The organism is Methanobrevibacter sp., from assembly GCF_045646045.1.
Classification (GTDB): domain Archaea; phylum Methanobacteriota; class Methanobacteria; order Methanobacteriales; family Methanobacteriaceae; genus Methanocatella.
This window is the reverse complement of sequence record NZ_JAZRJY010000007.1, coordinates 18936-27778: the sequence shown is the minus strand read 5'-3', so window position 1 is coordinate 27778 and position 8843 is coordinate 18936. Positions and strand designations below refer to the sequence as shown.

The following is an 8843-nucleotide window of genomic DNA, read 5'->3' as shown; positions in this document are numbered from 1 at the left end:
GATAATAACTACACTGGTAATCATACTTCTGCTAATTTCACAGTTAAAAAGCATATTCCTGTGATTACTGTTAATACTACTGATATTACTGTTGGTGGTGTTGTTTTAATTAATGTTACTGCTCCGGATGATGTTACAAGGCCTGTTATTGTTAATGTTGGCGGTGTTGACTATGCTGTTAACATTACAAACGGAATTGGTCAATTATCAGTTCCTGGTCTTGACGGCGGTTCATATAATGTAACTATTAATTATTATGGTGATGATAAGTACTTGGATGCTAATAATGCTACCAGCTTTAAAGTAGTTAAAGTTCCTTCTACTGTTGTTGCTCATGCTGATAATATTACTGTTGGTGAAAAGGCTGTTATTGAGATTAGTGTTCCTGTTGATGCTACTGGTAATGTGACTGTTCGTGTTGATGGTAAGGATTATAATGTTTCTGTTGCTAATGGTAAAGGTATTCTTGTTGTTCCTGGTTTGAAAGTTGGAAATTACACTGTTGATGTTAAATATCCTGGTGATAGGAAATATGATGAAAGTGTTGGTTCTACTAAATTCAGTGTGAATAAGGCTTCTGAAGGTATTACTGTTATTGATCAAGGTAATGGCACTGTTGTCATTATTGTTCCTGGTAATGCTACTGGTAATGTGACTATTGAAGTTGGTAATCAGACATTTAATGCTACTGTGATTAACGGTACTGCTGTTGTTAATTTAACTAATGTTACTCCTGGTGTTAATAATATAACTGTGATTTATTCTGGTGATGATAATCATACCAGTGAGATTATTAATGCTACTGTAACCATTCCTAAGCTCATTACTCCAATTAAAGTTAGTGTGGAGGATATTTATGTTGGTGATGTTGCAAGAATCAATGTAACTGTCCCTGTTAATGCTACAGGTAAAGTAAGAATTGAGATAAATGGTAAAGAGTACTTTGCTGATATTGATAATGGTGTTGCAAGATTTAAAGTTGAAAACTTAACTGCTGGTGTTAAAACAGTTGCTGTATCTTATGTCGGTGATAATAACTACACAGGTAACTTCACAACCGCCAACTTCACAGTTAAAAAACACAATATGGTAATTACAGTTAATACTGCTGATATTACTGTTGGTGGTGTTGTTTTAATTAATGTTACTGCTCCGGATGATGTTACAAGGCCTGTTATTGTTAATGTTGGTGGTGTTGATTATGCTGTTAACATTACAAACGGTATCGGTCAATTATCAGTTCCTAATTTAGATTCAGGTTCCTACGATGTAACTGTAAGGTATCTCGGTGATGATAAGTACTTGACTGCCAATAACTTTACTGAATTTAAAGTTGTTAAAGTTCCTTCTACTGTTGTTGCTCATGCTGATAATATTACTGTTGGTGAAAAGGCTGTTATTGAGATTAGTGTTCCTGCTGATGCCACTGGATATGTAACTGTTCGTGTTGATGGTAAGGATTATATTGTTTCCGTTGCTAATGGTAAAGGAATTCTTGTTGTTCCTGGCTTGAAAGTTGGAAACTACACTGTTGATGTTAAATATCCTGGAGATAAAAAATATGAATCAAGCGTAAATGCTACTAAATTCGCTGTCAACAAAATAAACACTGATGATATTAAGGTTATTGATCAGGGTAACGGTACTGTTGTTGTCGTTGTTCCTGGTAATGCTACTGGTAATGTGACTATTGTTGTTGGTAATCAGACATTTAATGCTACTGTGATTAACGGCACTGCTGTTGTTGATTTGACTAATGTATCTAACGGTACTCATAACATTACTGTGATTTACTCTGGTGATGAAAACTACACTAATGCTACTGTCAATACAACTGTAACAATTCGCGATCCTGTTCCAGTTCCTGTTCCTGCCACTCCAATTAGTGCTGATGTCAGCAATATCTATGTTGGAGATACTGAAGTGATAGTAGTAACCGTTCCTGAAGATGCAACTGGTCAAGTAAGAATTGAAATTGATGGTAAGGAGTACTTTGCTGATATTGATAATGGTGTTGCAAGATTTGAGGTTGAAAACTTAACTGCTGGTATAAAAACAGTTGCTGTAACTTATGTTGGTGATGCTAACCACACTGCTAACTTCACAACTGCTAACTTTACTGTATACAAACATAAATCTGCAGTAAGTGCAGAAATTGAAAGTATTACTGTCGGCGAATATGTAACTATTAAAGTTAAAGTTCCAACCGATGCAACCGGTCAGGTATTAATTGATATTGACGGTGTATCCCACTACTATGTCAATGTTACTAATGGAGAAGGATTAATTGACATCCCTTACATCCCGTCCGGAAAATATAACGTTAACTTGACTTATATCGGTGATGATAAATACTTGCCAAGTTCAAATGTCTCTTTATTCGATGTAAACAAGGTTAAACCATTTGTAATTCCAATTGCACATGATATTTATGTCGGTGAAAATGAAGTCATCAGATTGCTTGTTCCTGCTGATGCTACAGGAAATGTAACTGTTGTAATTGATGGCGAGGAATATGTCTTCAATTTAAATGATGGTATATTGGGTGCATACTATCGTGAAGGTGTAAAATACATTGTTGCTGTCAGCGGAGGTAATGGTGAGTTGGTAATTGTAGGATTGCCTGTAGGTGAATACGTTGTAAGTGTAAGGTATAATGGAGATAATAAATACACATACGTTGATAATTCAACCATTTTCAAAGTGCTTAGCCGCAGTACTGATATGGAAATAATAGATCAGGGCAATGGAACTGTTGTAGTTATAATTCCGGGTAATGCTACAGGTAACGTTACTATTGAAGTTGAAAATCAGACATATACAGCTCCTGTAATTAACGGTACTGCTGTTATTAATTTAACTAATGTTACTCCGGGAAAACACAATATTACTGTGAATTATTCCGGTGATGAAAATCATGACCCTGCAACTGAAAATGCAACCGTAGACATTCCAAAATACTATGCTCCAATAAGTGTCACAGCACATGATATTTATGTTGGAGATACTGAAGTTGTAGTGGTAACTGTTCCAAATGGAGCAACCGGTATAATTACCATTGAAATCAACGGTAAAGAATATTCTGCTCCGGTTAAAGATGGACAGGCTGTATTTAATGTTGATGGATTGGCATTTGGTAATAAGACAGTTGCTGTAAAATACAGCGGTGATGATAAATACAGGGATAATTACACAACTGGTCAGTTTAAAGTAATTAAACGCCCTACATTCATAACTGCACAATCTAAAGATATTCATGTTGGTGATGATGAAATAATCACTGCCAAAGTTCTTCCTGATGATGTAACTGGAAAAGTATTGGTTGACATTGATGGTGTAGGATACTATGCTAATGTTACTGGAGGTATTGCAAACGTGATAATTCCTGAACTTCCTAGCGGCATATATACGGCTAAAGTAACTTATGAAGGTGACGACAAGTACTTACCAAGCACAACTACTGTTATATTTGCTGTAACCAAAGTCAAAACTCCTATTAGGGCAGCAGGAGATATAATTGAAGAAGGCGATTATGCAACAGTTATTGTAAGGGTTCCTGAAGATGCAACAGGTACCATAACAATCACTGTAGATAATAAAAAATATACTGAAGAGATTGAAAACGGTACAGCCACATTCAAAGTTCCTGGATTAGTTAAAGGTGACTGGGATGTGGATGTAGTATACTCTGGTGATAAGAAATATGAAGGAAATGACACAATAACTGATATCTTGGTATATCGCAATGATCCTGTAGATAATCATACTGATGATTATGAGTATCCTTCCGATGTAAGCAAAGGAATTAACTTATCCGATTATCCTACTGGAAATCCTATCCTTATAATGTTGTTAATTTTAATTACACTTTGTGTAACACAAGTAAGAAGATTTAAAAAATAATCTTCTTATTTGAAATTTTTTTTGCCATTATATTCGTTATGGACTTTTCATATTAATTTTAATATATAAAAAACATATATTAATATATAGGGATTTGGTACATTATGGATACTAAATTAGATAGGAAATATGATTTTTTAAGACACAAATATAATGAGTTGCTGTTACCTACATTTTTCATGGTAATGTCTGAAAAGATATGTGCTGTTATTGATGTAATAATTATAGGCTTTCTTTTGGGTTCTACACAGCTGGCCGTAATTAATTTAGCATCTCCTATTACTTATGTTACAGGAGTGTTTTATATATTATTTGGTCAGGGAGGTAATTTATTAGCTCTAAGGGCTCAATCACAGTTAAAACATGAAAAAGTGAATTTATATTTTACCATTTCGATTTTAGGAATTATTATAGTTTCCATATTATATATGCTGTTAATCTTTCTTTTCGTTGATAATATATTGATGTTTTTCAATACTCCTGCAGAGATTTTTAATTTGAGTAGGGAATATTTATTGATGTTAATGTTTTATTATCCGTTGAACTGTTACATTTTAGTTATTGCATTTTTCATCCGTGCTGACGGATTTCCAAAAATGCCTTTTTATGCAGTGTTAATAGCTAATATTTTAAACATAATTTTCGATATACTATTTTTAAAAGTATTTAATCTGGGCATTGCTTACACTGCTTTAGCATCTGTCTTGGGATATCTTGTAGGTGCAATTTATATTTCCAAGTATTTTTTTAAAGAGCACGGTTCTTTTAAATTTATTTCACTGGCGAAATTTAAGGTTGGGGAGATTCTTCGTTCATTAAAAGAAATTGCACTTAACACTCCTGAAGTTATTGGAAAAATAGCTTTTGCACTAAAAATGAGTTTGCTTACATATTTGTGTTCTACTTACTGGGGTGTTGCAGGACTTTTGGCATTTTTGGTATATGATAACAGTGAAACTTTTGTTTATGTGTTTTTATCAGGAATTATGAAAACTATGTCTCCAATTGTAACAGTATTTCATAAAGAAAAAGATGCTGAAGTAGTACGTTATATGATTCTGCATTCAATTAGGCACGTGTTATTAATTTCTTTCCCTGTAAGTGTATTATTTTTTATTTATCCTGAAATATTATTGACTTTATTCAATATTCATTCACAGTATGCAAGCATAGTTATTTTAGCTATACGCATAACCGCTTTTTCATTGGTGGGCCGTTGCATGTCTTATCTGTTGGCAAATTATTCTCAGGCTATTGAAGCCAATAGGCTTTCTTTTTCCATTACATTTCTAGAAGAATTTTTATTTGCCGTTGTTGGTGCATTGATATTGACTGGAATCCTTGGAGGAATAGGTATTTGGATTTCAATATTGATTGCTGAATGTCTTCCAGTATTAATTTATTTTGCTTACACTATGCGCATTAAAAGGGAAAATGAAGATAAAATAGAGAGATTGTTAATGATTCAGAATTCAAATTTAATTACAGGAACATTTAACAGAAATGATTTGGGCACTAGAGACAGATATTTGGATCAAGAAACTTACGATATACTATCTAATATGAGAGATTCTCTCAATGATAATGCTGCGATTATTTCAAATTCGGGAAAGGATATATGTGATAATATTTTTGAAAAAACTGATGTTGAAGACATTGATATAACTATAAGATTAATTGGTGAGAGTATTTATATTGTATTTATTACTGAAGGTATCTTGTATAATCCGTTTTCAGATGAGAATTTAATGAAATCAGAAAATATTCAAAAATTTTCCGATATTAACGGTAAACTGGAATATGATAGTATATTGGGATTCAATAAAACATATGTCATTTTTGAAAATTAAAAAATGCATATTGTAATTTCTAGCTATTTTTTTTCTTTTTTGTTAAAACTTATTTATTGAATAAAATCATATTATTATATGAGATAAATTATAAGGATTGTTTTTTATGAATTATTTAGTTGTTGGTGCGGGAAATGCCAGTAGGCCTGTTGCAAGATTACTCAATCATCTGGGCCATAATGTTATTGTTACAGATTTGAAGGAAATAACAGAATTCAAAATAGAATTTCAAAGAAGCTTAATTCAGATGGAAAAGGAAGGTGTTGTCCTGGATTTGGGAAATAAAAATCCTAATTTGGATGGAATTGAAGCGGTTTACATGCCTCCTACCTTACCTGATTCAGCTCCAATCGCTAAATTAATTAAAGAATCTGATGTTGATGTCTTAAGCAATGAAGAATTTTCCAGAATTGTCAATGATTTGATTCCCGTGGATATCATTGGAATTACAGGAACAATGGGTAAGACAACCACTACATTCATTACAACCAGCCTATTCAAGCAGGCAGGATATAATGTCTGGTCATGCTCTTCTCTTGTAAATAATCTTGTTTCAGAAGCCATAATCGATGGTATCGTTAATGGAAAAGCTAATGATTGTGATATAGCTATTTTTGAACTTCCACACGGGACTATTGGTCTTTTAAACAAGTTAAATGTTAAAATAGGACTTTTGACTAATATTGCAGAGGACCACTTATCTGAGTTTGGTGGTTCACTTGAACTGTACCAGCAGAGAAAACTAATCCTTGAAAGTATGTCCGAAACATTTATCGCAAATCACTCATGTTTTGATATCATAAATCCTCAAAGAAACGATGCATTATATTATGCTTTGGATGAAGATGTTGATTTTAAAGGCACCGTTGGTGATGAATCCTTGACCATTGAGTATAAGGATGGAAAGTTCACTACGCCCTTCTACATGATGAGCTACTTTTTTGAAAATTCCGTCGCAGCAAGTGCCGCTGCATTGACATATGGCGTTAATGAATCCGATATAATTGATGCATTAACGGTATTTAAAGGATTGCCTGCACATATGGAGGATGTAGGAGATTACAATGGAAGAAAAGTAATTCTTGACTCCGCATTTTTGTATGATGGAATGAAAATAACTCTTGATTACTTTAAAGATGATAGTGTGGTATTATTTTTGGACCATTTTGATACATTGTCCGTTCGTGATAAGGCAGAAGTCGGCCAGCTTGTAAGTAACTATGATATTAAAACCGTTATTGCAAGCGGATTTAATGAGGTAACCCAGGAAGTGGAAATGGAAGCTGCCAATGAATTGCTGGATGCAATTTCAAATCCTAAAATCAATAAGGTCGCAGTTGAAAATATAGAAATAGCGGCATGCGAAACATTCAAGTATTCCGAGCCTGGAGACATTATTCTGCACATGGGTCCCTTAATAGCATATGACAGACTAACGACAGTTGAAAAAATCATGAAAGGACTTGACGAAGGAAGTAAAAAGTATGACTAAAAAAACGTTTGGAGTTATTGGAGTTTGTGGCGCTAACGGTAATCTGATTGCAAGATTGCTTAAAGAAAGGGGCTATGATGTTATAGGGACTGATTTGACTCCTGAAGATAAATGCAGATTTTCAAAAGCTTTGGAAGGCTATGACATTGATTTGTATTATGGTGAAACTCCAGATGAATTTTTTGAAAGAGCAGATTGCATTGTACCTCCGGCAAGCCTGTCTAAAAAATCAGCTATTTTTCAAAAGATTGGCGACTCACTGTTTGAACTGGATGATGTCATTCGTGAATTTCCTCCAGATAAGCCTGTATTTGGAATAACCGGAACTAACGGTAAAACAACTTCCACAACATTGCTTAAAAAGATAGCCTATGATAATGGAATAAGGCCTGCAGAACATAATCTGGAAAATATGCAGGGCAATGCAGAATACATTCCGATTCTGCAATCAAGACTTAATGGAGATGTATCTATTTTGGAAGTTGGAACATTTGGAGTCCCAGGTACTATCAGAAGAATCGTAAAGAATTCCGAAATTTCTTCCGGATTAATTACTAACATAACACCTGATCATTTAAATGATTTGGGAAGTTTTATGGATTATGCTCATGTTAAAGGAGAATTTATAGAAGAACTCAATGGAAAACAGTTGATTGTAAATGGGCAGGACCCGACAATAATGGGGCTTTTAAAAGAGTATAATTTTGATGGTGATTTGATCACATTTGGTGTTGACGGAACTTTTGAGCGAATCAATATGAAAGAATGTGTTTGCGGACGTGAAATTAAAGTAAAAGAACTGATTTCAGGTTGCGGATACTATTTCTGTCCTTGCGGCATTACAACCCCTCAGGTGGATTATATTGCAACAAACATTGACTTAAAAAATCGTACATTTGATTTACACACTCCAAAAGAAAAATTAACTGTTCAAATGGCAATTGATGGACTTCATAATGTTTATAATGTAATTGGAGTTATTATTGCAGCTCACGAATTCTTAAAATTGCCTTATGATAAAATTTTAGATTCAGTTGCCACATTCACTGGTGTTGGCGGAAGAATGGAGAAAGTTGGAGAAATTGACTCTAAAGAAATTTATGTTGATTATGCACATAATCCTGCTGGCGTTCAGACTGTTTTAAGTCAATTCAAAAACCTGTTCGGTGATTTTACATGTGTTATTACGATATCATCCGAATCCGGCGATGATGGAGATTTGACCATATTCAACAATGCTTTGGAATTTTCAAAGTATGTTGTTCCGGCATCTGCAGCATCACAGAAAATGGCACAGGAGCTTATTTTAAAAGATCCGTCTTTGAAAGATAGGATATTATTTGATTCAGTTGATGACTTTGTTAAAGAAGGAACTTTGGGCGCAAGCTATGATGAAGTCAAAGAGGGAATTAAAAAGTCACTTGGTACAGACTGTAATTTAATCGTAGCTATTGGCGAGGCAGCTACTAAATTCAAGTCCTGTGTTGATGATTTATAATTTAATATTTTTTTCAAATCATATATTTTATTTACTATGTCTCCATAAAATATTAATTATATAATTTTAATTATTTATGGAGAGATTTTTTTGTTAAAAA

General features: G+C 33.7%; 4 protein-coding genes. All 4 read left to right on the top strand.

The genetic code is table 11. From position 1 onward, the window contains the following. The coding region (locus ACKI5C_RS00410) for an Ig-like domain repeat protein (protein WP_407430920.1) at positions 1-3903 on the top strand (3903 nt) is incomplete at its 5' end. 104 nt (positions 3904-4007) lie between these two features. Next, complete coding sequence (locus ACKI5C_RS00405; RefSeq protein ID WP_407430918.1) at positions 4008-5753, top strand: MATE family efflux transporter; 1746 nt, start codon at positions 4008-4010, stop codon at positions 5751-5753. A 106-nt stretch (positions 5754-5859) separates the two neighbouring features. After that, complete coding sequence (locus tag ACKI5C_RS00400) at positions 5860-7245, top strand: Mur ligase family protein (protein WP_407430916.1); 1386 nt, start codon at positions 5860-5862, stop codon at positions 7243-7245. Beyond that, positions 7238-8743 (top strand): Mur ligase family protein, encoded by a 1506-nt coding sequence (locus tag ACKI5C_RS00395; protein WP_407430914.1) that lies wholly within the window; start codon positions 7238-7240, stop codon positions 8741-8743. Before ACKI5C_RS00400 ends, ACKI5C_RS00395 begins: the two co-directional genes overlap by 8 nt. Positions 8744-8843 lie beyond the last annotated feature (100 nt).

Bases quoted from the DNA above. Each gene is read 5' to 3' on its own strand.
- ACKI5C_RS00405 (WP_407430918.1), top strand. From the start codon at position 4,008: ATGGATACTAAATTAGATAGGAAATATGATTTTTTAAGACACAAATAT.
- ACKI5C_RS00400 (WP_407430916.1), top strand. From the start codon at position 5,860: ATGAATTATTTAGTTGTTGGTGCGGGAAATGCCAGTAGGCCTGTTGCA.
- ACKI5C_RS00395 (WP_407430914.1), top strand. From the start codon at position 7,238: ATGACTAAAAAAACGTTTGGAGTTATTGGAGTTTGTGGCGCTAACGGT.